Consider the following 25208-nt stretch of genomic DNA (forward strand, 5'->3'; position numbering starts at 1 on the left):
GTCATGCCTTCCCCCTCGATCGGGTCCACCCCCTTGAATCCCGCTCGGGGACTCGGCCAACCGGTTATACGGTTGCGCAACAACGCAACTGAACTGTAGCCGAGGGCGGGTAAGAGCAGGGTCGACGTGGCGGCACGCGGGAAGGGGCGCCGCAAGGCGCGGGCGGTGGCGACCGGTCTCACACCGCACCTGATCCCGGGCGGACCGGGACGCTGGCGGTGGCGCTGAGCTGAGCCTGCACGGACCATTGGACCTTGACGGACTGGAGGAGTCCCACGGCCACCCACACGGCGAACATGGACGAGCCGCCGTAGGAGGCGAACGGCAGCGGGATGCCGGCCACCGGCATGACGCCGAGGGCCATGCCGATGTTCTCGAAGGACTGGAACGAGAACCAGGCGACGATCCCGGCGGCGACGATCGTGCTGTACAGCTCGGTCGCCTCGCGCGCGATCCGGCAGGCCCGCCACAGGATGACCCCGATCAGGCCGATGATCAGGATGCCGCCGGCGAAGCCCAGCTCCTCGCCGGCGACCGTGAAGACGAAGTCGGTCTGCCGCTCGCACTTCCCCAATGAGGCATCGGACGAGCTTCGGACCCGTGCCTGCCACCGGGCAGCCGGTTGCAGGCGCCGCGCGCTTGGACTCCCGCACGAACAGAAAAGTTGCATACTTGCGTAATGCAGCAAGCATCTGGTGAGAATGGGCCCGTGACCACCCATGACACCTCGAACCCGCAGCGCCCTGGCCCCGAGCACTGGACCGAGCTGCTGCACATCCGGATGGAACGGATCGAGGGCCTGCTCGCTCCGGCCGATCAGGTATCCGAGTCCGAGCGTCCCGCGTGGCAGCGGCGCACCCAGGGCGAGCAACGCTGGGCTGTGATGGCGGCGCTGCTGGTCGCCGTCTGGGTGCAGTGGGCGCTTCCTGCACGACTCAGCATCCACCCGCACTGGCTGCTGCCCGCCCTGGAGCTGGTCATGATGGCGGCGCTGTGGATAGCCCACCCGCACCGGCGGATCGAGCATCGCTCCCGTCTGCTGCGCGCACTGGGCGTGCTGCTGGCCGCCGCGGTCAGCCTCGCCAACGGCTGGTCGGCCGTCATCCTGGTACGCGACCTGCTGCACGGCACCGAGGGCTCCAATGCCGCGGCCCTGCTGACGACCGGCGGCGGCATCTGGCTGACCAACGTCATCGCCTTCAGCCTCTGGTACTGGGAGTGGGACCGGGGCGGCCCGGTGGCCCGCGCCCTGGGCACGCACCAGCACCCGGACTTCCTCTTCCCTCAGATGCAACAGGAGGGCATCGCACCCGAGGACTGGGAGCCGCAGTACATGGACTACCTCTACGTCGCTCTCACCAACGCCACCGCCTTCAGCCCCACCGACACCATGCCGCTGTCCCGGTGGGCGAAACTGCTGATGGCGACACAGTCAACGATCTCGCTGCTGACCCTGGCGCTGATCATCTCGCGCGCGGTCGGGGTCCTGCAGTAACCCCGGACGGAATGGGGCACACGCGATCGCGGAAACGCCCGCCGCAGGATGCCCGACTCTGGAAAACACCCCCTCCGCGATTCTGAACGTGTTCACCAGGCCCGTCGTTCTCGCATGCACTCGAGCGGGAGTACCGGCACAGTCTCAGTCCTGCGATCAATACGTGCATCCCGCACTCTGAGTAACGCCGGGCTGCATGGATCGCGGCCCCTGCCAGCCGGAGCACGGCCATCGTCGCCGTCCCGTGCACGTCATTGCCGACGAGGTCGCTCGGTTCCGGGCGCGGTCGCGCCCTTCATCGTCCGACACCTACGGGGACCACTCAGCTCCCACACTTGCCCACTTGCGCGACTGTGCAACTATTCGGGCTCCTTCTTCGTCTCACTGGTAGCAGTCGGGGGAAAATCCGGAATCAGCCGTGTTGCCCCGCGTCGAGATGAGCGAGAGCGAGCGTATGCGCCATCAGCAGGAACGCGTCACCTGCGCCATCGGCGCGCAGGGGCAGCACCGCTCTGTGACGAACGGTCGGGTGGTCCCGCAGGGCCGGGCCGGAGAGCGGGCACCGTCCGTCGGAGCGCCCCGTGCGCGACGCTCGCAGCGGGGCAGGGGCGACGCACCCCCCGTACGTCGACCCGGGGCAGGGGTCATCGCAGCGATGCTGTTGGGCCCGCTGCTCCTGGGGGACGGAGTGGACGCCCTGGTCGGCCAGGAGCCCGGCTGGGGCGTGGCGGCCGGAGCGACGGCGGGAGCCTTGCTCGGGGCCCTGGCGGCCGTTCGTCGCCGCAGCCTGGGGTCGGTGGCACCGCTGCCGGCCCTGGCTGTGGCCGTTGTCACGGCGGGGGCGGTACTGACGTCGCGTGGTCCGCTGGCCACGCGGCTGGTGCGGTGGGCCGTGGCGGTGTTCCCGGCCATGGCCGCGGCCGAGTGCGCGGTGGTCGTCGTGGCGCTGGCAGCAGCCGCGCTCCGGTCCGGGATGAAGCGGAGGGATCGTGCCTGAGAACATGCGACACCGTCCGCACCCGGCCGCTGCCCGACGCGGAGGCAGGGCTCCCTGGCTCTTCGTACTGCGTGCGGCGACGTGGGTGGTTTCGGCGGCTCTGCTGCTCGGCTGCGGTGCCACCTGGTACGCGTACCGATCCCTGACGCACGGCCTGACCACCTCCGACGCGCTCGACGCGGTCCGCGGCAGGGCGCCCCGGCATCTGGACAACTCGGTCAACCTGCTGCTCATAGGTCTCGACTCGCGCAAGGACATGAACGGCAAGGATCTGCCACGGCAGTTCGTGCAGACCGAGCTGCACGCAGGGTCGAGCGACATCGGGTACTACAACACCAACACCCTGATCCTCATGCACATCCCCGCGAACGGCGGCAAGGTGCAGGCGTTCTCCATCCCGCGTGACGACTACGTACAGACGCTGAACGGCGACGGCTCGGTACAGGGCCACTTCAAGATCAAGGAGGCGTACGCCAACGCGTACACCACGGCCCACGACAAGTACTACGCACAGGGAGTCAAGGGCGCGGATCTGGAGGCGAAGAGCCGTGAGGCCGGGCGGGAGGCGACGCTGGCAACGGTGCAGCAGTTCACCGGGGTGCCCATCGACCACTTCGCCGAGGTCAACCTCCTCGGCTTCTACGACATCGCCAAGGTCCTGCAGCCCATCGCGGTCTGCCTCAAGCACCCGGTCAAGGACCGGTACTCGGGTGCCGACTTCCCCGCCGGGGTGCAGCAGTAGAACGCCCGTCAGGCGCTGGCCTTCGTACGGCAGCGGCACGGGCTGGACGCCGGGGACCTGGACCGTACGCGTCGGCAGCAGGCGTTCATCTCCACGGTCACGCATCAGCTCAAGACCGAGGGCGTGTGGGGCAGCCCGTCCAAACTTCAAGGGCTGTTCGACGTCGTGAAGAAGGACGTCGTCCTGGACAGCAGCTGGAACGTGCTCGACTTCGCGCAGCAAGCCCCGGATCTCACCGGCGGCAACGTCGTGTTCCACACCCTGCCCATCGAGGGCTTCGGAATCCGCAACCGCGAGGACGTCAACCTCGTGGATCCGGAGAAGATCAAGTCGATCGTGCAGCAAGCCTTCGGAACGGCCGGCGCCCCGTCCCTCGTGGCCTCGGGCACTACCGCGGCCGCACTCGCCACCGTGGATGTCATCAACGGCAACGGCGGTCGGGGACTCGCCTCCGAGGCCCTGTCCTCCCTTGTCAAACTCGGCTACACAGCCGGTACGACGGGCAACACCGCCACGCAGCCCGCGACCACCGTCCGCTACGGCGCCGGGGCACAGCAGGCGGCCCAGCATATCGCCGGCCGACTCCACGCCGGCACCGCCATGTCCAGCCCCGCCGTCTCCGCAGGCCACGTCGTCGTCACCCTCGGCGAGGACTACACGCATCCCGGCCAGGCAGCGCCCACTCCGACGCCGACCGCTTCCGCGTCGAACACGGCAACAGCGGACGAATCCGGCCCGGCCGTGAAGGCGGGCGGTGTGCCGTGCGTCAACTGAGCCGCCTCGGGTGTCGGACGCCCGCATGGCGACACCGGTGTGACTCGCGTGAGTGGATCCAGTGCGGTCGGATGAGGAACTGAAAGCCGGGCTCGTGTACGTCATGGCGGACGGAGGCTCGGAGCTCGGCGGCCCTGGTCGATGCATCTGCTCAGTGGCCCGACAGCTCCCCGTGTCCAACCCCGGTCGCGCCTCTTGTCCGGCGGCCCGTCGTTCGTGCTTGAATAAGGTTTCACAGTTGCGCAATTAGAGAACCATTACGACGCCCATCGCGTCGGTCCCAGAAGACGGTGCGGCACCTCCCTTCAGGTTTGCCTGCCATCTCCGGGACCCTCTTCACTTCCAGCGGGGAGCAACACATGTCCACGTCCGACCGTTTACCGGCAGGCGGCGAGGCCGTCTTCGAACGGATCCTGGACCGAGCCCTGGACTCCCCGGAAGTGAGCCAGGCGCTGCGCCGCCACGCAGGGAGGGCCGGCCGTGAAGACCTCCGCGCCCGTGCGGTGGCGGCACGAGAAACGATCACGGCCACAGCCGGAGTCGAGTACCAGGACTACCTTGAGCTGAAGGAAGCGTCCGCCAAGCATGATGAAGGCGCTGCCGCACGTTCGGCAGGCGGGATCCTGCCGGTGCTGGCCGTGTTCGTGCCGAGCCTCTCGGCCATGGCGGGGGCCGTGTTCCTGGTGTCCGGGTACGGACTGCGTGCTCTGGATCAAGCCCGGCGCATCGGCGATGACCTGGTCACCGCAGGCGCGGTCGCCTCCGTCTTGGCCATGGGATCCGGCGTTGTCGATCTCATATGGCTGTTGGTCGCTGCGGCGCACAACCGGTCGTCGGCGGGTGAGGCGGATCCCGGTGACAGGGATCCGCGCGTGCGTCAGGCATGGGATACGTGGCAGGTGGCGCTGCTGGAGCGCGGCATGATGCCGTTCCTCCTCGGCCTCCTGGAGCGGGCGCACATGGCAGAGGAAGTCGTCCGTTCCGCTCAGGAGGCAGCCGCCGGCGGGGCAGGCACCGACGGCGGCGACCTTGGCAGTCCGGGCTTCACCGGCCCCACACCTCCGCAACTGCGGTAGCACCCAGCCAAGGAATGCCGCAGCGGCGGCAGCCCCACCACCATCATCACAGGAGGACATCTCATGGGCGTGACCCTGGCCAAGGGCGGCAATGTCTCACTGAGCAAGGAGGCGCCGGGACTGACGGCCGTAACCGTCGGTCTCGGCTGGGCCGTACGCACCACCACGGGTGCCGACTACGACCTGGACGCCTCCGCGCTGCTGTGCGGCCGCTCGGTTCCGGCTTTCCGCACCAAGCCGCAGCTGGCTGCTGCCCTCGCGGTCCGCGGGAAGGAGGCACACCCCGCCCGTGCCTTCAGCATCATGACCCATCACCCGCCCCCGAGCATCCGCAACTGCCCCGCTACCAGCAGCCATACCCACCGAAAAGGAGTAGACCGGATACCTCCTCCACGAAAGTCCGGCGCGGACACGTGGAGTTCCGGCACCGGCACCGCCGAACTCGCAGCTGGGGTACGCCCCTTCGTCCGGCGCTCGGTACGTCGGTGGGAAAGCGCAGGCAGGAGCTGTGAACCACGGTCGACCAGGCGCCGCATCCCGGACAAGCGACGCCAGTCGCGGCGCATCGCGCGTCAACGCGCACTATCTCGATAGTCACGTCCACCGACAGCACCGCGACGTCCGCGGTGGGACGGGGACAATAGCTCCATCAGTCGGAGCGCAGCCTCTTGCATGGCCCCGGACTGTCGGCCCAATCGCCTTGTTCACGGCTCATTTCGGGCGACTTCGAGTCGAGTCTCGAGGTGCTCAGCCCTCACTTGGAGTGGCCGCTGCGCGGAAGCTAAGTCACAGGTCGCAGCATTGACCGATATCACGGCCGCAGGTCAGAGACCCGGCCCTTCAATTCTAGTCACAGTAGTCCACGGCAGGCACGAAAGCGCCCCAGGCCAGCGGTTTCCCATTGGTCTGAGGCTGCTGCCTTCCTCGATTACGAGGAGAGTGCCGTTGGAGCAGTCGGCGATGGCGACGGCTACCGAGTCATCGTCATAGTCGGCGACGGCGACCCAGTCTTCGTCATCGTCATTGTCGGCGACGGCTTCTTCGTCATCGTCATTGTCGGCGATGGGGACGCAGTCTTCGTCATGGTCATTGTCGGCGACGGCTTGTTCGGCTTGGTCACCGAAGCAGTCGGTGAGGGCTTCTTCGTCGGCTTGGCCGTTCCTGTCGACGTGCAGACCTTGTGGCCTTGGACCCAGACGTGCTCTTTGTGCTGACCCTTTCCCTTGTCTTCCCAGTGCCCCTTCACCCAATGGCACTTGGGTTTGGCTGGAGTGGCGTGCGTGCTCACATCAGCGGAGTGTTGCGCGGTAGCGATTCCGGCCGCTCCGCTGAGCGCCAGGACGGGCACCGCTACTGCCACAACTACAGCCCCTCTCACATGAGTTCGCATGGCAGCTCCTTCTCACTGTTGGGCTTCCAGTCCCTGCCCACCCCTCGCTTCAAGGCTGACATGACGCGAAATAACTCGCAAATTCTGACAAAAATGACCATGTTTCCAAGGTGTCGACGAGGTGAATCCTCCCTGTGCGAGCCAGGGCAGCCGTCACGTCTCTGGGCACGCATGGGTTACACGACTGCCGCCATGGTCACTGCCGTCGTTGGAGTGCTCGGCACGCTCCTGGCGCCAGTGATCACGACTTGGACGACGAAGCGCCAGCGGGCGGAAGAGAGACAGGCTGAGGAGGGAAGACGGGTCTTTGAGGAGCGGCGCGCTGCGTACAGGCTATGAACCGTGCGTCCCGTCACTTTCACACCATGCTGAAAGACGCCCTCCACCGCATGGGAGACGGTGTCGACACCGACGACGACCGCGCCCAGGTTGAGGAGGCGCGGCGGGACTACCGGGATCGCTACGCCGAGGCTCAATTGATCGTCCCCGAAGCGGTACTCAGGGCATCTCGCGAGGTGAACGCTGTCCTGGCCGCGATCGACGCTACAGCGATGTGGCATCGGGTTAGGTTCGACTCATCGGCGGTGAACACGCGGCCGACCAGGCTTCCGCCTTTTCTCACCCGTTCGGGGCGGTGGAAACGCCGGGAGAGAAACGGGCGGCGTGGGCGCGGTCAGATGTGCCCACGGGAAGCGTCCGGGGCGGAAATCTCCAGGTGGATCGACCAACAGGGGAAAGAGCGTCGGCCCGGGAACCAGGGGCGAACGCCTGGTTTCCGGGCCGGTGGTGCGCGTGTGGCACGTAGGTTGTCGGACAATGGGGTGGGAGTACCCCGGCCCGATTGCGGCGGGCCGGGGCCCCGTATGGGGCTGCTCGGCTTCGGGGTCAGTCCCAGCCGCCCTCGCCGCCCCAGCCGCCCTCGCCACCCCAGCCGCCCTCGCCGCCCCGGCCGCCTTCTTCGCCGCCCTCACCGCGGTCACCGCGGTCGTCGTGGTCGCAGACCACGCGGAAGCTGGCGATGACTCCGTTCTTGACCTTCACGCCGTCCTCCATCTTCTCGTGGTGCTCGCCCTTCTCCTCGTGCTTGCCATTCTCGTCGTGCTCGCCGTTCTCGTGGTGCTCGCGCTCCTCGCAGTTCTCGTTCTCGTCCCCCTTCTTCTTCTCGTCCTCGTCCTTGATCCTCGGGCAGACGCCGTCGGAGGAGCTCCAGGGGCCGACGGTGGCGATGGGGGCGCCGTTGTCGCAGACGACTCCGCGGAAGACTTCCACGCGCTTGTGGCTGTCGTTGCGGATGTTCAGGGTCTTGGCGCCCAAGCCGCTGACGACGGTGATGCAGTCGCCGGGGTGGGCGGAGTAGGAGCGCTCGTTGATCAGGATCCGGCCCTCCTCTCTGCGCTCCTCGTGGCGCCTGCCTTCCTCGCGCCGGCCTTCGTTGCCCTTGCCTTCGTTGCCCTTGCCCTGCCCTTCGTTGTTGTTGGCCTTGTTCTGTCCGGAGTCGCCGCCGAAGGGCGCTGCCGAGGCGGCGGCCGGGGCCGCCTGGGGTGCCTGGGCGGAGGCCGCCGAGGCGTAGGTGATGCCGGTCACGGCGAGCGCCGCGGCGGCCGAGAGACCTGCGGTCACCATGGTGGGACGAGCGAGCTTCATGTCGCTTCTCCTGTCTGGATATCTCGGAGATATCGGCTCGTCAGCCGACTGCGACCAAACGTACTCACAGCTGTCATATAGGTGCATATCGGAAGAATCTGGTCAGGGGGCCGACCGGGGTATATATGTGGGCCTGTCTGCCGCCCCGTCAGAGCGTGAAGCGGCCCGAAGACCAGGCGTATTGAATGACCACTAGCCCTCCCGGATGATCTGCTGACGCCTCCTCACCCCTTGTCTGCTGCGTGTCGCTACGAAAGCCGTGACCGATCCGTGTTAAGGGAGCGGCAGCGCCAAAACCCGACGACACCAACATCCCCATCGTGGCGCTCAGTCCCGCTGACGATGGCCAGCGCACGGTGATCTACCAGGCTCCGCCCGGCACGACCGAGCACGATTCCCTGGTCCTGCTGGCAATGACCACCGAGGGCGTGGGAACCCCGTGAACTGGCAGTCGAACGCGTGATCTGACGAGCAGCAGACGCTGACACCGTGGCTAACCTCGCGCTTTCACGAGCCGAGCTCGCGAACGACGTCAGGAAGACGGCGGAAGTGCTTTGACCTGGAATGATACGTCGTTTCCGAGCTGGTGAACGGATTGAGTCACCTGCACTTCCTGGGCGAAGAACGAGTTGGATGCCCGTCGTGCTGCATCAATATCCCTTGCACCGGGTCCCGAGGCGTGCGGAGGATGTCATGTGCAGGCATTGGATGACTGGCTCGCTGACCGGCGAGAGGCTCTCAAGGCCACAGGCCGGGAGAAGGTGACCTGCTTCGAGCGGGCCGCTGAGGCATTGCCTACCTACGTGGCGGCCTTGGAGTTGACCGACCTCGGCCCGATGGTCGGGAGCCCACTGTCTCCCAACGTGCTCCGCGAGGTCCGGCTGGGCGATGGATCTGTCGCCGTTCTGAAGCTGATCGGCGAACCCCAGCACGCGGAGGCCGCGACGTTGGCGGTCTGGACCGCACACCGGGTGCCGTGCGCTCCTCTCCTCGACCACGGTGTCGGTGCCCATGCCCCAGATGTCACTCACCTGTTGCTGGGGAAGGTCTCGGGCGTCGGGCTGCCGCACACAGAGATGGCCGCAGCCACGAAACAGGTCGTCAGGTTGTTCCATCAGGCGCATCTGACACCGCCAGCTGGAGTGGCGCGCTTGCAGGACTTCCTCGGGCCCAAGCTTCATAACGCCGTACGGGTCTGGCACGAGGCCGGACTGCCCGCGCCCGACGGCGTGTTGCACGTCCTTGAGGATCCGACGATCGAGCCGGTTCTGCTGCACGGTGATGCGGTCGGGTTCAATCTCCTGAGATCGGGGGGCGAACTCGCGCTCATCGACCCCGCAGGCGTGTGCGGACCGGCGGAGTTCGATGCCGCGCGCTGGGTGGCACGATGCCTGGCCGTCACCGGCCCGAGCGCCTTGGCTGGCCTGACTGAAACCGCACTGTCCGCAGACCCGTCGCTGAGCCGACGCTTGTTGGACGTGTGCGTCGCGGTCGAGCTGGTTATTGAGGTTCGGCATCGGACAACCAGCCCGGACGTGTTTCTCAGTATCGGGGCCCCAGCGCAGACCTTCACCGCCGACACCCGTCGGCTCGCCGAGGCGGTGGCCCATCGCTTGACAGAGGCCCGATGATTGGTCGAACGCCTTCAATCGGTGGGTTGTCTGACGGTTGGTCGGGATAGAAGAGAGTGCCGCTGAGCTGGGACGATAGGGCTTGTCGAAGGTCTTGTACGTCGCCGAGCAAAGGGCACTCTCCAGATGGGCAAGCGTAGCGGGTCCTTCCCGCGCATCCGGGTATCGAGTGGCGGCTCCGGGGTGGTCTCGCAGGCCGGCGCGGTCCTGCTGGTGGAGACTGTCCGCAGGTGCGGTCTGGACTTGGCGATGTCGGCGGCGCTCGCGCCGTGGCGCAGGGCTCGTGCGGTGCACGATCCTGGCAGAGTCCTGCTGGATGTGGCCCTGGCGGTTGCGCTGGGTGGGGATTGCCTCGCCGACATCGGCATGCTGCGGGCCGAGCCTGCCGTGTTCGGGCCGGTGGCCTCTGACCCGACCGTCTCGCGCCTGCTCGACGCACTGGCCGCAGCCGGCCCGCGTGCGCTGGAAGGCATCCGGCAGGCCCGGTCCGAAGTCCGCGAACACGTCTGGCGGTTGGCTGGCGAGGCGGCCCCGGACGCGGGCGGCGAGGTCGTCGTGGACATCGACGGAGTGCTGGTCCTCGCCCACTCCGAGAAGGAGGATGCCGCCGCGACCTGGAAGAAGACGTTCGGCCATCACCCGTTGTTCGCGTTCGTCGACCACGGCGCCACCGGCTCCGGAGAACCGGTCGCGGGCGTGCTGCGGCCGGGGAATGCGGGCAGCAACACAGCCGCCGACCACATCGCCGTCGCCCGCCTGGCCCTGGCCCAGCTGCCAAAGAAGTACCGGCGCGGACGGCGGACCCTGGTCCGCACCGACTCCGGCGGTGGCACCCGCGACTTCCTGGACTGGCTTGCCGCGCGGGGCCGGTGGCTGTCCTATTCGGTCGGGATGACCATCACCGATGCTGTCTATCAGGCCGTTCTCAAGGTGCCCGCCCGGGCCTGGACGCCAGCCGTCGAGCCGGACGGCGAGGTCCGCCACGGCGCCTGGGTCGCCGAGCTTGCCGGCGACGTGCTCGAGGGCTGGCCGAGCGGTATGAGGCTGATCGTCCGCAAGGAACGGCCGCATCCCGGCGCGCAGTTGCGTTTTACCGACGCCGATGGGATGCGGCTGACCTGCTTTGCCACCAACACGAAGCAGACGCCGATCGCACGGCTGGAGCTACGGCACCGGCAGCGCGCCCGGGCCGAGGACCGCATCCGCGCTGCCCGTGACACCGGCCTGCGCAACCTCCCGCTCCACCGGGCCGCACAGAACCAGGTCTGGCTGGAGATCGTCCAGATCGCGCTCGACCTACTGGCCTGGATGCCGATGCTGGCCCTTACCGGCCAGCCCCGGCGGTGGGAGCCCAAGCGACTGAGGTTGCGGCTGTTCTCGGCCGCCGCCCAACTCGTGACGACCGGCCGCCGCCGCTACCTCCGCCTCGCCCGCCACTGGCCCTGGACCGACGTGATCACCAGCGCATTCGAGCGGCTCCAAGCCCAGCCGAAGCCCGGCTGACCAGTGAAGACGTCCCACCCCGACGAGTCGAACCCACTTCCGGAACCGTGGAACCGGTGCCCACCCGACGCGACAGTCGGGCCACCGCTATACCCGCAGCCGGAGGCAACAACTCCCAGAAGGCCAAAAGGGTCCGTCAGCAAGCTGACGGACCCTCACGCAAGATCGAGGCTAACCAGCCGTGTGACACCGCGAATACGAAAACTCCGCACTACCGAGACTTTCGTCGACGCGACCGGGCCACTTTTCGTCCTGCTTCACCGCGCGCAGTCATCGGCATCTCCCAGGGCGACCTGTGCGACCGCACGAAGTACGAGTTCCTGGCCGACGGCAGGCCCGTGCAACTGTCCACGAGCTGGGAGCCGTACGACCTCACCGCCGGCATTCTCGTCGTCCTCCCGGAGAGAGGACCGCGCGCCGGGGCGGGCGTCGTAAACCGCATGGCCGCTCAGCTACGCCGTGGAGCGGCCAGAGCCGAGGCAGGCGACTGCCGAGGAGGCGTCACACCTGGGCATCCAGAAGGCTGCGCTCGTCACACACATCCGGCGGACGTACTACAGCGACCAGGGGCGACCTGTGGAGACGGCGGACATCGTCGTGCCCGCCGCGCACTGCGAGATCGTGTGCGAGATCCCGATCGACCGCTGGAAGCGTGGGGCAGTCACGGGCAGCACGTGTGTCGAAATCCCGAGCATGAGCGGCCCGGATAGCGTTGAGGTCATGGCAGACTGTTGCGTCCACCGGCATCCGCACCACACGCGGCTACCGGCCTTGTCGCGCTCACAGATTGATGACAGATGCCAGCCCGCCGTCGACCAGAATGTCCGCGCCGGTGACGAATGCGGACAGGTCGCCAGCGAGATAGAGCACCGCGTTCGCGATGTCCTCCGGTGCGCAGACCGTGCGCAGCGGAGTGCGATCGGCGATGTGATCGCGGCCCTCAGGTCGGGAGAGGTGTACCCGTGTCATGCCGGTGAGGATCATGCCGGGGCTGATCGAGTTGACCCGGATGCCTTCCGGTCCGAGTTCGCCGGCGAGTTGGCGTGTGAGGGCCAGGATCGCGCCCTTCGTGGAGGTGTAGGCGGGGAAGGCGAGTCCGCCGTGGCCCATCATTGAGGAGATCTGGATGATGCTGCCAGGGCGGCTCATGTGGGGAACGGCGGCTTTGAGGATGTTGAAGCACCCGGCCAGGTTCACCGCCAGTACGCGGTCCCAGTCCCGGCTGCTGGTTGCTTCGAGCGAGTCGGGCGCCATGATGCCGGCGGAATTGACGACCACGTCGAAGCGCTCGGCGCCCAGGGCGGCGTTGACCGCCATGACGTCAGAGACGTCGACGAGCCCCACGTCCGGTTCCCTGACCGCCGCTTTGGCCGCGAGGGCCCTCGTTTTCGTCAGCCCGTCTTCCTCGATGTCGAGGGCGAGGACCGAAGCACCGGCTTTGAGGAGGACCAGCGTGGCAGCACGCCCGATACCGGAGCCCGCTCCGGTCACCACGGCGCGGCGGCCACTGAGACTGAGAACCTCAAGAAGAGACGCGTGGACCACGACGGCACGCCCGCTTTCGCTGTATGCGCCACGTCCCGGTTGGCTGTGCCACGGATACCGCGAAACTTAGCACAAGATCTTGCTATAGTAAGATCTTGTGTCTAGCTTCCCGTGCAGCGTGCCGACGGTGGAAGTGTGCGGAGGCTATTCCGCGGAGCGGAGCAGGGCCCGGCTCTCGACCAATAGCTGGCGCAGCGTCTCGTGGCGCCTCTTCCCGAGGAGCCCGACGAGCTGATCATCCGTCGCCCGTTCGCGCTCGGAGGCCATCTCGGCCGTGTGTCGGCCCTCGTCGGTGAGGTGCAGGCCGACGCCGCGTCCCTTCTTCAGGCGCCGCTCGATCAGCCCTAGCTTTTCAAGGCGGGCGACGATCTGGCTGATGCTCTGCGGGGACTTGGGCTTGCGGCGAGCCATCTCGGCGACGGTGACGCCTGGCTCGGCATAGACGGTCATCAACATCCCGCTGGAGGCCGTAGAGATGGGGAGATCCGCCAGCGCCGCTTCGCCCCGAAGCTCGACATATGCCGAGACCTCCCACAACAGATCACTCAGTATCGCGTTCGCGGTACCCGGAGTGGGCGGCGCGCCTGCCCCGGTCTCGTCCTCTCGGTTCATGCATTGACGGTACCCTCAGGCCGTCCGGCTTCCGGTGTGACGCCGTGAGGGGGTAGTCGAACGGTCGGCAGCCAGCCTGCGGATCGGCGTCCGTAGCAGGTACGTGCTCGCGTCGAGCCTGCCTTCGCCCGCATGAAGTCCCGGTAGCCCTTGGCGACTGCCGCCACAGGGGGCGACGGCGCCCACCCGCCATGCTCGGCATCGCTCGGATACACAACTCCACCCTCGCCGGATCATCCGCCGGCCCGTAGAGCGGCCCATCGCACCAAGGCGGCTCACGGATCACGTACGGGACTTACTGTTCGGCGATTCCGTCGATGCGCTCGCGGAGGAGATCAGCGTGGCCGTTGTGCCGCGCGTACTCCTCGATCATGTGGGTGAGGATGTAGCGGAGAGAGAAGACGTCGTCTCGGTACCGCCCGGTGGCGTCGGGGGACTGGGCGGCATCCACGATGTCGCGGGATCGGGCGCACTCCTCGTGCCAGATCGCGAACGCCTCGCACGGGTCTGCGGTGTCGACGTCGAAAGCGCCGCCGGCGCTTCGGGGCCAGTGCACGTTACTGTGCTCGCCGTTCAACACGTTGCGGAACCAGGTCCGCTCGACGTCAGCCATGTGCCGGACGAGGCCGAGCAGCGACAAGCCGGAGGGCCGCACGGCCTTTTCCCTGAGCTGCTCGGCTGTGAGCCCCGCACATGCCATGGCCAGCGTGTCCCGCTGGCGCTGCAGGAAGCCGGTCAGCGTGGCGTGCTCATCGGCCACCCGCGGAGGTTCGGTCCTCTCCTGGTTGTCCATCGGACCATCATGACAGCGAGGGGCGCACGGCAGTGGGATCTCTGCGGCTGACCTGCGCCGCCGATGACCGGCTGCCGCTCGGCAGTTCGCCTCGAGCCTTCGGAGTGTGGGGTCCGGCCTTGGCGCGCGTCCGGTGGTGGCTCCGCCCCGCCCCGCCGTCGGCCGACGCCGTGGTGCACAGCCCCGGGGCGGCTCCCCCCTTTGCCCCCGGGAGACGCGGCACGGGGCCGTGGCGCGCCCATCCCCGCCCCACCCGTCCCCGGGGCCGGCGGCCCCGGGCCCGCACCTGACCGTCCCGGGCTCCGTCAGGGGCGCGGCGCCCGCCGCCCACGAAGCCCCCGGCAGGGGGCGTGCCCCTACCGGCCGACAGCCGATCCCGCCGGGAATTGGTGTCGCACGGGCCCGTGGGAGGTGGCGGCCGCCAGGCCGTGGTCCCCATGCTGCGCCCCACCCTCGCCAGGGGGGCCGACAGGCCTGGACCGGCACTCGACGCCCCGGGTCCCGTCAGGGGCCCGGCCCCGACTCCGCACAAAGCCCCCGACAGGGGTACACGGAGATGACCAGGGCGGTCAGAGAAGCCACCAGCGGCACCGACGTGCCGGCCGTCTGCGCGTACTTCTTCCCTCCGCGCCTTACGCGTGGTCCGGCCTCCTCAGCCCGTGACCGGGGGCCCTGTGCGTCCTGCTCGTCCGACACCGAGACCTCCCGCCCACGCTCGCCGACCAGGACAGCCAAAGGGTTTGACGCCGCTGACCCAACCCTGCTCGATGGGGCCAAACGCGGGTGCGGCGAGCAGGGCGTGGCAGCGTGACGTGATCACGAACTGACTCGTAGCGTGGCCTTCGCGGGCTACGGGTGCTGAGTGCATGCCAGTCAGGGCGTGGGTGGGACGGCGCGGGCCAAAGGTTCCAGGTCTCCGTACAGGGCGGCATGGAGTGCGGCGGCGAGTTCGCGGGCTCGTTCTTCGCTCTGAACGCCGTGCATCATGAAGTAGATCGGCCCCGTGTAGGCATCCAGGTCGACCTCGCGGTTTTGGACCAGGCGAGTGATCGCGGCCCGGACCGCCTCGTTGAGGTCGTGGTGACAGCATGGTGGGAGCCAGCGGTGAGCGTGTCCGCCTTCACGATCCACCGTCGGCGTCTTTCGAATTCGATGGCGACGAACACAACGTTGTGCGCCATGGCATTGCGGTAGACGTCGCGGAAGGCGTCAGTGCCGGTGGCATCGGGGATCAGGAGGGCGGGGCAGGGAACCGGCAGCGGCTGCACCAGGGCATTGTGCCAAGAGGTGAGATCCATTGGCATCCGGGACACGATGGAGCGATTGAACCGCCCCTGCTCGAATAGAGACTCCGGCCTGCGACTGGATGTTGGGCACGACACGGCGAACGGCCATCGGCGACTCCAACAAGAAGGAAAGTGACTCTGTCTCCCCAGGACTGCGACACGTCCACAGCCGCACATACTTTCGATATGCGCCCTAACTCCGTTTGCCGCGCAGCGACATGATTTCGCCACATATCTCAAGCTGCGTCACCCCCTGCTGTGTCTTGGGGACGATGTGATGTGCTGACGTGCGTTCCCGATCTTCGGTACAGGGGTGACGATGGCTGAACTGTCCCGGCGCAGGCTCCTCGGCTCCGCACTGGGCCTCGGCGGGCTCGCCGCTGCCGCGTCCTTACTCCCGCCCAACCTGCAACGGGCCATGGCCGACACGGCGCGGCGGCCGGGATCGCTCCACGACATCGAACACGTCGTGATCCTGATGCAGGAGAACCGATCATTCGACCACTATTTCGGCACCATGCGTGGGGTGCGGGGTTTCGACGACCCGGACGCGGCCATCCTCTCGACCGGTAGACCGGTGTTCTACCAGCCAGACCCCGAAAACCCGGACGGCTACCTTCTCCCGTTCCACCTCGACACCAGAACCACCAGCTCCCAGGCCATCCCGTCCACCAGCCACGCCTGGTCGGTGCAGCACGAGGCCTGGAACCACGGCCAGATGGACAACTGGGTGCCAGCGCATCGCCAGGCGGACGGCGAAGCCAACGGCCCGTTCACCATGGGCTACTACGAGCGCGCCGACATCCCCTTCCAGTTCGCGCTCGCCGAGTCCTTCACCATCTGCGACGCCTACCACTGCTCGCTGCTCGGCCCTACCTGGCCCAACCGGCTCTACCACTGGACCGGCACGATCGACCCGAACGGCCTGGCCGGCGGGCCGGTCATCAGCAACGTCATCCCCGAGCCGTTCCGCTGGACCACCTACCCGGAGCGGCTCACCAAGGCGGGCGTGTCCTGGCATGTCTACCAGGAGGAAGACGATTACGGCTGCAACCCGCTGGAGTTCTTCCAGCAGTACCAGGACGCCGAGCAGGGCGACCCTCTGTACGAGCACGGCCTGACCATCGGCCCCGCCGACCAGTTCGCCCGCGATGCCCTGGCCGGACGGCTGCCTACCGTGTCGTGGATCATCCCGACCGCCGCGCAGTGCGAGCACCCCGACTACCTGCCGGCCTCCGGTGCCGACTTCGTCGCCCGGCAACTGGACGCGGTCGCGGCCAACCCCGAGCTGTGGCGCAAGACCGTCTTCATCCTCAACTACGACGAGAACGACGGCCTGTTCGACCACGTCATCCCGCCGGTCCCGCCGGCCGGGACACCCGACGAGTTCGTCCGCGGCGTGCCGATCGGCGCGGGGATCCGGGTGCCGTGCATCATCGTCTCGCCGTGGACTCAGGGCGGCTTCGTGTGCAGCGAGCCCTTTGATCACACCTCCGTGCTGCGGTTCCTGGAGCGGGTCACGGGAGTGCGCGAGGAGAACATCAGTCAGTGGCGCCGCCGTACGTTCGGCGACCTGACCTCGGCGCTCGGCTTCCCCAGCAAGCGTTTCTTCCCGCACCTGCCGCCCACCAAGGGCCAGTTGTGGACGGCGGAGCACGAGGTGGGGACCCTGCCGCGGGCCACGTTCCCCGGAGCGGACCAGACCCCGCCCCACCAGGAGACCACCGGTCCCGAGCCCACTCCGGCCGGCCCCGCCGTGACCGCGCGCGAGACGGAGCCCCTGGCGGGGCGGCGGCCATACGTCATGAGCCGGTTGATGGAGAACGCCACCACCCACCGCGGCGACTTCGCCGGTGACGCACCCACCCGCGGCGCCGGCATCCGGGGCTCGAACTTCCCGGGCATCCAGGACTCCGTGCCGAAGACCGGGTCCACAAGCGGCGTCCACGCCTACGCGACCGCACTGGTCAGCTATTCCATCATGGTGATCGACACCACCACCCGGAGGCTGGTCGCGAGCATCCCCTGCGGGGCCAACCCCTATGGGATCGCTTCCGCTCCGGGGACCGGAAAGCTGTACGTGACCAACTCCGGCGCCGGCGACGTCTCCGTGCTGGACACCACCAAGGGCGCGATCACCGGCACCGTCGACGTCGGCCTCTACCCGCACGGCGTGGCCTCGTCCCCGGACGGCCGCACTGTCTACGTCGCCAACACCGGCCCGGACACCGGCGTCGGCGGATCGCGGACGCTCACAGTGATCGACACCGGCGCGGACAAGGCCACCACGACCTGGCAGACCGGCCTTGCCCCGCGCTCCGTCGCCGTCAGCCCTGACGGCCGGATCGTCTACGTCAGTTGCCACGACGGCCTGACCGTGCTCGACGCGGAAACCGGCATGACGCGTAGGCGGCTGCCCGAACTGGCCAAGGCCAACGGTGTGGCCGTGCACCCCGACGGCAAGCGGGTCTACGTGGTCAGCTCGTCAAGCGACACCCTCGCGGTTCTCGACACCGCCTCGCTGCGCGTCGTCGCCCGGGTCCGGGTGGGCCGCACTCCGTGGCAGGTCGCGCTGAGCCCGGACGGAACACGGGCCTGGGTCAGCGGCGCCAACGACGACACCGTCACCATCCTCGACACGGCGACCGCGAAGGCGGTCGGCACCGTCCGGGTCGGCCACATCCCGACCGGCATCACGACGACCGTCGACACCGTCTGGGTATGCACGAATGCCGGCGCCACGGTGGACGCGATCGACACCACCAGCCTGCGAGTGCTCGCCCGCATCGAACTGGGGCTGTCCACGGGCCCCAGCGGCGTGGTGGTCGCCTGACCCGGCGTCGTACGGGCGGAGCTCGGTGCGTGGCTGGTCTTCGAGTTGCGCCGTGAGGCGCTGTGTTTCGTGTGCAGGTGTGGGACTGTGCGCCACGAGGCGCTGATGATCCGCGTGCGGGTGCGAGACCCGCGCCGTCGTCCCGTCGCAGCGAGACGGCAGAAGCAGGGGGTAGCTGGGCCCGGCGAGTCGGCCGGGTCTGGTGGGGAGCAGCCCCGACAACGACGGGACGCACCGGAACTACCGGACGGTGCGGGTCCGGCAAGCGAGACGGGAAGGTGGACGCGAGGAACCAGCGGTGTAAAGCCCCTCACGACCTCCGTGCCCAGCCGCCACCAATCCGAAGAGATCAGTAGGGCGGCGGGCCATCGGCAACTGGGACCCGGGCCTGATCTCGCCGGTGCCGAACCCCGCCGCCTCGCTGCTGCGCGCCGGACGCGGTACCGAGCCTGCCGTCGCGGCGGTGGAAGCGGGCAGGCTGGGTCGCGAGACCCGGTCGGCTCTCGCGCCCGGCTGGCTCGGTGACCAGTTGACTCAGTGATCGGAGATCAGGTCGACGTTGCCGTCGAACTGCCACAGGGGGTTGGGGGTCGGCTTGCCGGCATTGATGATCAGGAAGTACCCGTTCACCTGCACCGGTCCGTCCCCGTCGGCGATGTAGCGCCCGGTGGGGGTGACATCGACCTGGTAGATGGCCTGGGCGGTGACGTTGTAACCGGGGACGTTCCAGGAGACGGTGCAGCGCCAGTCGTTCCCCGGCCCTGCCTGCGCTCCGAGCCCCTCGCTCTTGTCGCAGGCCGCTGTGGTCTGCAGTTGCGCTGCGGTGACCGCCGGCTGGTGCATCTGTGCTTGCTGGGACGGGTAGAGGTGGGAGAAGACCGTGGCCACCGAGCGTTGCACCTTGTCCTGGGTGATGCCGGAGCCGCCCGCCCCCGTCCCGACGGCGACGGCACCGACCGTCGCGGCCAGCACGCCCGCCAGCGGGAGGACGCCCAAGGTCAGCGCCCTGCGTCCGGCGCCGTCGTTGTTGAGGTTGGTGAAGTCCCGGCGCAGGAAGAGCAGACAGGCCAGTGCCGTCGCCACGACCGCCCACACCAGGCTGACCCCGATGCCGATCAGCAACGGCCCCAGCTGCTGGGGATCGGTGAATAGGCCGTTCCAGGAGATGAAGGTGTAACCGGGCAGTGCCAGGCGCACCGTGACCGGCAGCGGCAGCATCTGCGCTGTCTGCATCCCGAGGGCGGCGATCATAGGCAGCAGCAGGCCCATCGGGGATCGGCCCAGGGCCACCGACCCGAGCAGCCCGATGGCGGCCAGGGCAAGCGTCGGCGCCAGCACGCAGACCCACGCCAGCAGGACCTTGCCGACCGCGTCCCCGCCGGTGAGCAGGTGGCCGTCCAGGCCGACCAGCGGCTGGTTCCCCTCCGCGAGCAGTCCGCCGAGCATGCTGGAGACGGCCAGGCCAGCTACCAGCAGTCCGGTCACGGTGACGCTGGCGATCGCCTTGGCCGCGAAGATCCGCCGGTGCGAGCGGACGGCGATGATCAGGTGGCGCCAGGTGCCCAGCCGGTCCTCGCAGGCGAAGACGTCGCCGGCGACCACGGACGTGACCAGCGGCAGGGCCCATGTGCCGGCGACGCCGAGCACCACCAACGATCCGGCCCAGCCGGTGGCGTGCATCCACCGGCCGAAGAGGGTATCGGACGGCAGGGTGTTCTGCTGGTCGATCGCGAACACCAGCAGGCCTGGACCGAGCCAGCACAGCAGCACCAGCAGGCGCACCCGCCAGGCGGAGAACTGCTTGACCAGCTCCATCCGCAGGATCCGGACCACCGGAACCGGGCGTCTGCCGGCCGTCCCGGGCTTCAGCGCGGCCCCGGCTCCGGCCGCGGGGGCGTCGGTGAGGGGCGTGGTCATTGGTCGGCCTCCTGCCCGGTGAGGGCGGGCTGGTCCGTCAGGGAGAGAAAGGCTGCTTCCAGCGGCGAGACGACGGGCGCGAGTTCGCGCACGGGGATGTTCGCGCGCACGATCCGCGCCAGGAGTTCGTCCAGAGCAGCCGTCCGCGCGCGTACGACGATCACGTCGTTGTCCGGTCGCGCCACGGCGTCGGAGTCCTGGACGACGCGAACGCCGGGCGTTGCGGCCGCGACAGCGTGCGCGGCGGACGGATCCAGGGCGCGCAGCCGGTAGTCGAGTTCGTGGTTGTCATCGGTGAGTTTCTTGGGCGGGCCGGAGAACACCACATGCCCCTTGGCCAGGATGGTGACCTCGGAACACAGCGCCTCCAGATCGTCCATCCGATGGCTGGACAGGACGACCGTGACGCCCTGGGCCGCGAGCCGGCGCAGGACCTGGTGCACCTGCCTCTTGCCCGCCGGGTCCAGGCCGTTGGACGGCTCGTCGAGCACGAGCAGGCGCGGTTTGGTCAGCAAGGCCGCGGCCAGTCCCAGTCGTTGGCGCATGCCCAGGGAGAAGCCGCGGACCTTCTGATCGCCGGCCTCGGTGAGTCCGACCTGTTCCAGAGCATCGCCGACGTCACCGGCGAGCGAGTCATCAGGCTGCAGCGAAAGCAGCGTCGCGAGGTTCTGCTTCGCGGTGAGAGTGGGGTAGAGGCCGGGTCCGTCGACGAATCCGGAGACACCGTCAGGCGCCGGCAGCCCACGGCCCACTGAAGTGCCGAGGATCTCCAGATCCCCCTCGTCGGCGACGGCCAGGCCCAGCATCAGGCCCAGCAGCGTGGTCTTTCCGGCACCGTTCGGGCCGACCAGGCCGTAAATCTGACCCTGCGCGACGCTTACATCGACATGGTCGAGCGCGACGACGTCACCGAAGACCTTGGTGATGCCGTGGCCCCTCACTGCGATCGTCGTGTCCATCCGTTCCTTCCTCAGCTGGCGAGCAAGTGGGCCCCCGTCCCGCTGGGGGAACGGGGGCCGTTACCGAGTGGCGCTGGTCACTGCACGTTGATCGCGGTGTCGTCGAGCACGAAGGAGGTCTGGTACTCGTAGTCCTCCGCGCCGGTGAACTTGAGCGTGACCGTCTGGCCCGCGTAGGGGGAGAGGTCGAAGGTGTGCTGCGCGAATCCGGTGATGCGGTCGAGGTTGGAGTAGGTGTGCAGGGTGCCCAGCACCGTGCCGGAGCTGTTGAGCACCTGCACCTTGAGCGTGTCGTAGGCGGTCGTGGTCGAGGTCTCCGCCGTGTCCACGTGGAGCCAGAAGCTCAGCTGCTCCGAGGTGCAGCCCTTCGGCAGAGTCACCGTCTGCGACAGGGTGTCGGTGTGGGTGGTCCCGTAGCCGTCCAGCCACGTGTCCCAGCTGCCGGAGTGCGGCGGCTCGGAGGAGGAGTTGTTGATCACGCCGGAGGACGCGGTCCACGGAGCGGGGTTGGAGCTGCCGTTCTCGAAGCCGGGGTTGCCCAGCAGCTGCTTCGCCTGGCAGCCGGTGCTTCCGGTGGGGGTGGCGGACGCCTCGTTGCTCTGTGCCCCCTCGCCCACGCCGTTCACCGCGGTGACCCTGTAGTAGTAGGTCTGCCCGGTGGTGAGCCCGGTGTCGGTGCACGAGGTCACCGCGCCCAGTCCGCTGCAGCCGCCGCTGGTCAGCAGCGACTCGGTGCCGCTGGAGGTGCCGCGGTAGACCTTGTACGAGGTGATGTTCTCGCCGCCGGTGCTGGCCGGTGGCGTCCAGCTGAGCGAGACCTGTCCGGTTCCTGCGGTCCCCGTCAGGCCGGTGGGCGCACCCGGTGGCGTCGCGGCAATCGGGTCGGCTGTGACGGTCACCGTCGAGGATGCCGTGTTGGCGGGCGAGGCGCTGTCGGTGACGGTCAGTGTCGCGGTGTAGGTGCCCGCGGTGCTGTAGGTGTGGCTCGGGTTCTGCGAGGTGCTGGTCGACCCGTCACCGAAGTTCCAGCTGTAGCTGTACGCCGGGGTGCCGCCGGTGGCCGTGCCGGTGAAGGCGACGTTCAGTGGCACCTGGCCGGAGGTCGGGGTGGCCGAGGCACTTACGGCCAGCGGGTTGCCGACGGCGCTGACCGTGGTCGTCACCTGCGAGGTCGCGGTGTTGGCGGGCGAGGCGCTGTCGGTGACGGTCAGTGTCGCGGTGTAGGTGCCCGCGGTGCTGTAGGTGTGGCTCGGGTTCTGCGACGTGCTGGTCGACCCGTCACCGAAGTTCCAGCTGTATGTGTACGGGGCCGTGCCGCCGGTCGCCGAGCCGGTGAAGTTCTCCGTCAGCGGCGCGTTGCCGGTGGTCGGCGAGCCCTTGGCGCTCGCGGACAGGGGGGTCGCGCCCTGGACCCAGAAGTCCTCCAGCGGGTCGCCGAGCGCGGCCTGGTCCGCGGTCGTCATCGGGAACGTGGACGCGCCCAGGTTGTTGTTCGGGTCGATGACGCCGGAGTGCACGTTCTCCATCGTGCGCTCCATCGCCGCGAGGACGTTGGCCGTCGTATACGCCACGTGCGAGACGTAGTGTTGCTTGACGTAGGCCGGGTTCCCGATGACGAGCAGCGGCACGCGGTAGGTGTTGCTGACGTGGTCCGGGCCGTTGCTGCCGTTCTGGGTGTCGTCCTCGGTGACGACGATCAGCGTGTTGTTCTTGTACGTCGGGTTGCTCATGATGGAGCTGACGATGTTGTTCGTCGCGGTGTCGTTCCCGGCGATGTCCTGGTACGTGCCGGGGTGGTCATTGAAGAGTTCGACGTAGTTGTAGGCCGGCATCCCGTACTGGTTGACGAAGTTGAGGTAGTCGCCGGAGACGGTGCTGTCGGGGATGCTCTGGTTGTTGCAGGTGTACTCGTTGGTGTGCAGCTCTTCGGGGATGGTCGTGCCCGGACGGTTGGGCGGCAGGACCTCGATCTTGCCGTCGGCCGGGTTCTTCCAGTAGCCGCTGCCACTGTTGAGCATCCAGTAGATGTCACCGTTCACGATCATCGAGTACGGGCTGGTGCCGCTGCTGGTGCCGGACGGAGCGGTGCAGGCACTGGTGCCCTCGTCCGTGGGGCCCTGGTCGCTCTGCAGGAACCGGTCGAACTGGGTGCCGTTCGACGGGTAGGACTGCTGCTGGCTGCTGGACGAGGACTGCCCCGAGAACAGGAACCAGTGGTTGGGGCCGGACGGCGGCTGGACGCCGGTGCTGTACGAGTCGGACAGCGAGTAGGTCTTGGCCAACTGGTGCAGGTCCGGAACGGAGCTCATGTGGTTGGTGCTCTCCACCTGGCCGTTGCAGCCGGCGGCGATCGTTGTCGCGCAGTCGCCGAGGTAGTCGTCGAAGGTGTGGTTCTCGCGATAGATGATCACGAAGTGCTGAAACGGCGGGAAGTACGGCGCCAGCGGATTCACCGCCGCTGCGGGCTTCCCTGTGATCGTCTGATGGCCACCGACCGTCTGTACGACGCTCTTGTCGGTGATCTTGAAGTTCTTGGGCTGCGGGAACTTCGCGAACTCCACGCCGGGCGCGGCGAACTTCGCGCCGGAGCAGTCGAAGTCGTCCGGCTTGTACGTCATCGGACGCTTGCCGAGCGGCATGTTCTTGGCGTTCGGGGGGGTCGTCGCCGGGTTGTACCCCTTCAGCGTGCACGAGCCGACACCCGTCGCGTGGTGGGCGGCGTCAGCGATCCCGACGCCGTGAGCCACGCTCTCCACCCCGCCGAACAGCAGGGCGAGGCTGGCGACACCGGGCAGCAGTAACTTCTTCGATCTCTTCATTGGCACTCCCGTGTCGGAGGCGCGCGAGGGCGCGCGAATCTACGCGCGCTGAATGGAGCCATACGGGATTGTGGCGATAAGTCAGGGGCACGACAAGCCAGTCGGCGTGATCCAGTTTACTCGCCACGCAATGTTTGCCTGCGTCCCCCGCGAGCCGACACGCCCGCGTCATCGCGCGCACCGCCTCTCTGCATGCATCCCGGTCACCCTTTGGCAGCTACGCCTCCCGGCCCAGAACCGTGATCAACCTCAGCGCCAACGGCTGTACCGATGTAGAAACTGCCGCCAATTGCATCGGATGCGAACTCGCGACGGTTTGAGCTTCATCGCCGCCTGGTGCGGGGTACCCCTGTGTGACCAGCGGTGTTGGGCTGGGGCGACGCGAGCGACGGTAGCGACTCACGGTGCCTGATCGCCAGCCGGTGTCACTCGTACGACTGACCGACCAGCGGACCGCCCGCCGACTCGCATCCGATGCGGCTTTCTCGCATCCAACGCGAGCGACGGAGGGTGGTGGACCGGTGAGGATCGATGTCGTGGCGCCGGGTGCGGCGAGGCTTCAACTGGTGGGCGGGGTCGCGCTGCTGCGGCCGGAGGAGCAGGTCTTCGACGCGATGCTGGAAGGGTTCGCCAATCAGCAGCTGGCCCGGAACCTGGCCCGCTCGACGGTTGAGGGCCGGGAGAACACGGTGAAGGCGTTCGCCACGTACGTCAACGCCTTCCCCTGGCAGTGGACGCCGGCGATGGTGGACGAGTGGCTCGGTGACCTGCGGACTCTGCGTGATCTCGCGCGGTCGACGATCCGCTCCTACTCCGAGGCCGTCCGATCCTTCTGCCACTTCGTCACCGACCCGCTCTATGAGTGGACGGCCACCTGCGAAGAACGGTTCGGCATCTACCCGGTGCAGGTCGTGCACGAGTGGAACACTGCCGTGCACGTCCAGGACAACAAGGCCGACGCCGCCAAGCGGGCTTTCACCCGGGCCGAGTTGCAGGCGTTCTTCGACCATGCCGACGAGCAGGTGGAACGCATCCGGGCCCGCGGCCGCAAGGGCTGGCTGCCCGACTTCCGGGACGCGGTGCTGTTCAAGCCCGCGTACGCCTACGGGCTGCGGCGCAACGAGACGCGGATGCTGGACGCCGTCGACTTCGGCCGCAATCCGCACGGGACGGAGTTCGGCAAGTTCGGCTT

18 protein-coding genes and 5 pseudogenes are annotated in these 25208 nt (G+C 68.0%); 13 read left to right on the forward strand and 10 right to left on the reverse strand.

Annotated features, from left to right (window positions below; genetic code table 11):
- Positions 1-178: 178 nt before the first annotated feature.
- A pseudogene (locus BIV23_RS35455) lies at positions 179-562 on the reverse strand (FtsW/RodA/SpoVE family cell cycle protein); the annotation flags it as partial.
- A gap of 147 nt (positions 563-709) precedes the next feature.
- On the opposite strand from BIV23_RS35455, the gene BIV23_RS35460 reads away from it, so the two are divergent.
- The 6 genes and pseudogenes from BIV23_RS35460 to BIV23_RS47390 all read left to right on the forward strand — a co-directional run.
- Complete coding sequence (locus BIV23_RS35460; protein WP_079173615.1) at positions 710-1495, forward strand: DUF1345 domain-containing protein; 786 nt, start codon at positions 710-712, stop codon at positions 1493-1495.
- Positions 1496-2150: 655 nt separating this feature from the next.
- Positions 2151-2492 carry a hypothetical protein gene (locus BIV23_RS53360; protein WP_143079174.1) on the forward strand — a complete coding sequence of 114 codons (342 nt, stop codon included), beginning with the start codon at positions 2151-2153 and terminating at the stop codon, positions 2490-2492.
- Between the two features lie 256 nt (positions 2493-2748).
- Positions 2749-3336: pseudogene (locus BIV23_RS52595) on the forward strand (LCP family protein); the annotation flags it as partial.
- Positions 3337-3357: 21 nt separating this feature from the next.
- On the forward strand, positions 3358-4008 hold the full coding sequence (locus BIV23_RS52600) for an LCP family protein (RefSeq protein WP_245790810.1): 651 nt from the start codon (positions 3358-3360) through the stop codon (positions 4006-4008).
- A 359-nt stretch (positions 4009-4367) separates the two neighbouring features.
- Positions 4368-5084, forward strand: a complete 717-nt coding sequence (locus tag BIV23_RS35475; RefSeq protein ID WP_071385077.1) for a hypothetical protein — start codon at positions 4368-4370, stop codon at positions 5082-5084.
- A gap of 63 nt (positions 5085-5147) precedes the next feature.
- Positions 5148-5291: pseudogene (locus BIV23_RS47390) on the forward strand (TerD family protein); the annotation flags it as partial.
- A 617-nt stretch (positions 5292-5908) separates the two neighbouring features.
- Here BIV23_RS47390 and BIV23_RS49865 read toward each other — a convergent pair.
- Together BIV23_RS49865 and BIV23_RS50755 are read right to left on the reverse strand one after the other, a co-directional pair.
- The gene (locus tag BIV23_RS49865; protein ID WP_143079175.1) at positions 5909-6340 is read right to left on the reverse strand and encodes a hypothetical protein; all 432 of its coding nucleotides are present in this window, start codon (positions 6338-6340) and stop codon (positions 5909-5911) included.
- A 1019-nt stretch (positions 6341-7359) separates the two neighbouring features.
- Positions 7360-8118: a hypothetical protein gene (locus BIV23_RS50755; RefSeq protein WP_071385078.1), complete on the reverse strand. Its 759-nt coding sequence runs from the start codon at positions 8116-8118 to the stop codon at positions 7360-7362.
- 320 nt (positions 8119-8438) lie between these two features.
- Here BIV23_RS50755 and BIV23_RS53365 point away from each other — a divergent pair, with 320 nt between their 5' ends.
- From BIV23_RS53365 to BIV23_RS54125, 4 genes and pseudogenes are all read left to right on the forward strand, one after another.
- Positions 8439-8561 carry a hypothetical protein gene (locus tag BIV23_RS53365; RefSeq protein ID WP_281250189.1) on the forward strand — a complete coding sequence of 41 codons (123 nt, stop codon included), beginning with the start codon at positions 8439-8441 and terminating at the stop codon, positions 8559-8561.
- A 252-nt stretch (positions 8562-8813) separates the two neighbouring features.
- On the forward strand, positions 8814-9749 hold the full coding sequence (locus BIV23_RS35485) for a hypothetical protein (RefSeq protein ID WP_071385079.1): 936 nt from the start codon (positions 8814-8816) through the stop codon (positions 9747-9749).
- Between the two features lie 126 nt (positions 9750-9875).
- Positions 9876-11252 (forward strand): IS1380 family transposase, encoded by a 1377-nt coding sequence (locus BIV23_RS35490; protein ID WP_071385080.1) that lies wholly within the window; start codon positions 9876-9878, stop codon positions 11250-11252.
- Positions 11186-11897, forward strand: a pseudogene (locus BIV23_RS54125) (UTRA domain-containing protein); the annotation flags it as partial. The gene BIV23_RS35490 and the pseudogene BIV23_RS54125, both read left to right, overlap by 67 nt.
- A 135-nt stretch (positions 11898-12032) precedes the next feature.
- Here the strand turns inward: BIV23_RS54125 and BIV23_RS35495 are convergent.
- From BIV23_RS35495 to BIV23_RS35505, 3 genes are all read right to left on the reverse strand, one after another.
- A complete protein-coding gene (locus BIV23_RS35495; RefSeq protein WP_071385081.1) occupies positions 12033-12797 on the reverse strand; it encodes an SDR family NAD(P)-dependent oxidoreductase in 765 nt (254 codons plus the stop codon).
- Positions 12798-12941: 144 nt separating this feature from the next.
- Positions 12942-13409: a MarR family winged helix-turn-helix transcriptional regulator gene (locus BIV23_RS35500; RefSeq protein ID WP_071385082.1), complete on the reverse strand. Its 468-nt coding sequence runs from the start codon at positions 13407-13409 to the stop codon at positions 12942-12944.
- Positions 13410-13704: 295 nt separating this feature from the next.
- Complete coding sequence (locus BIV23_RS35505) at positions 13705-14202, reverse strand: DinB family protein (RefSeq protein ID WP_071385083.1); 498 nt, start codon at positions 14200-14202, stop codon at positions 13705-13707.
- Between the two features lie 1605 nt (positions 14203-15807).
- On the opposite strand from BIV23_RS35505, the pseudogene BIV23_RS52610 reads away from it, so the two are divergent.
- The 3 genes and pseudogenes from BIV23_RS52610 to BIV23_RS50765 form a co-directional block, all read left to right on the forward strand.
- Positions 15808-17208: pseudogene (locus BIV23_RS52610) on the forward strand (alkaline phosphatase family protein); the annotation flags it as partial.
- Between the two features lie 261 nt (positions 17209-17469).
- A complete protein-coding gene (locus BIV23_RS52615) occupies positions 17470-18321 on the forward strand; it encodes a YVTN family beta-propeller repeat protein (protein WP_245790812.1) in 852 nt (283 codons plus the stop codon).
- Between the two features lie 400 nt (positions 18322-18721).
- Positions 18722-18862, forward strand: coding sequence for a hypothetical protein (locus BIV23_RS50765; protein WP_177240149.1), 141 nt, complete (start codon positions 18722-18724; stop codon positions 18860-18862).
- Here BIV23_RS50765 and BIV23_RS35520 read toward each other — a convergent pair.
- The 4 genes from BIV23_RS35520 to BIV23_RS50775 form a co-directional block, all read right to left on the reverse strand.
- Positions 18856-20238 carry an ABC-2 family transporter permease gene (locus BIV23_RS35520; protein ID WP_071385085.1) on the reverse strand — a complete coding sequence of 461 codons (1383 nt, stop codon included), beginning with the start codon at positions 20236-20238 and terminating at the stop codon, positions 18856-18858. The two genes, BIV23_RS50765 and BIV23_RS35520, sit on opposite strands and share 7 nt — an antisense overlap.
- Entirely contained in the window at positions 20235-21197 is a 963-nt protein-coding gene (locus BIV23_RS35525; RefSeq protein ID WP_071385086.1) for an ABC transporter ATP-binding protein, read from the reverse strand. Before BIV23_RS35525 ends, BIV23_RS35520 begins: the two co-directional genes overlap by 4 nt.
- 77 nt (positions 21198-21274) lie before the next feature.
- Positions 21275-24016, reverse strand: a complete 2742-nt coding sequence (locus BIV23_RS53370) for a PKD domain-containing protein (protein WP_079173616.1) — start codon at positions 24014-24016, stop codon at positions 21275-21277.
- 425 nt (positions 24017-24441) lie between these two features.
- A complete protein-coding gene (locus tag BIV23_RS50775; protein WP_177240150.1) occupies positions 24442-25182 on the reverse strand; it encodes a hypothetical protein in 741 nt (246 codons plus the stop codon).
- Positions 25183-25208 lie beyond the last annotated feature (26 nt).

It is taken from the genome of Streptomyces monashensis, from assembly GCF_001866665.1.
GTDB lineage: Bacteria > Actinomycetota > Actinomycetes > Streptomycetales > Streptomycetaceae > Streptomyces > Streptomyces monashensis.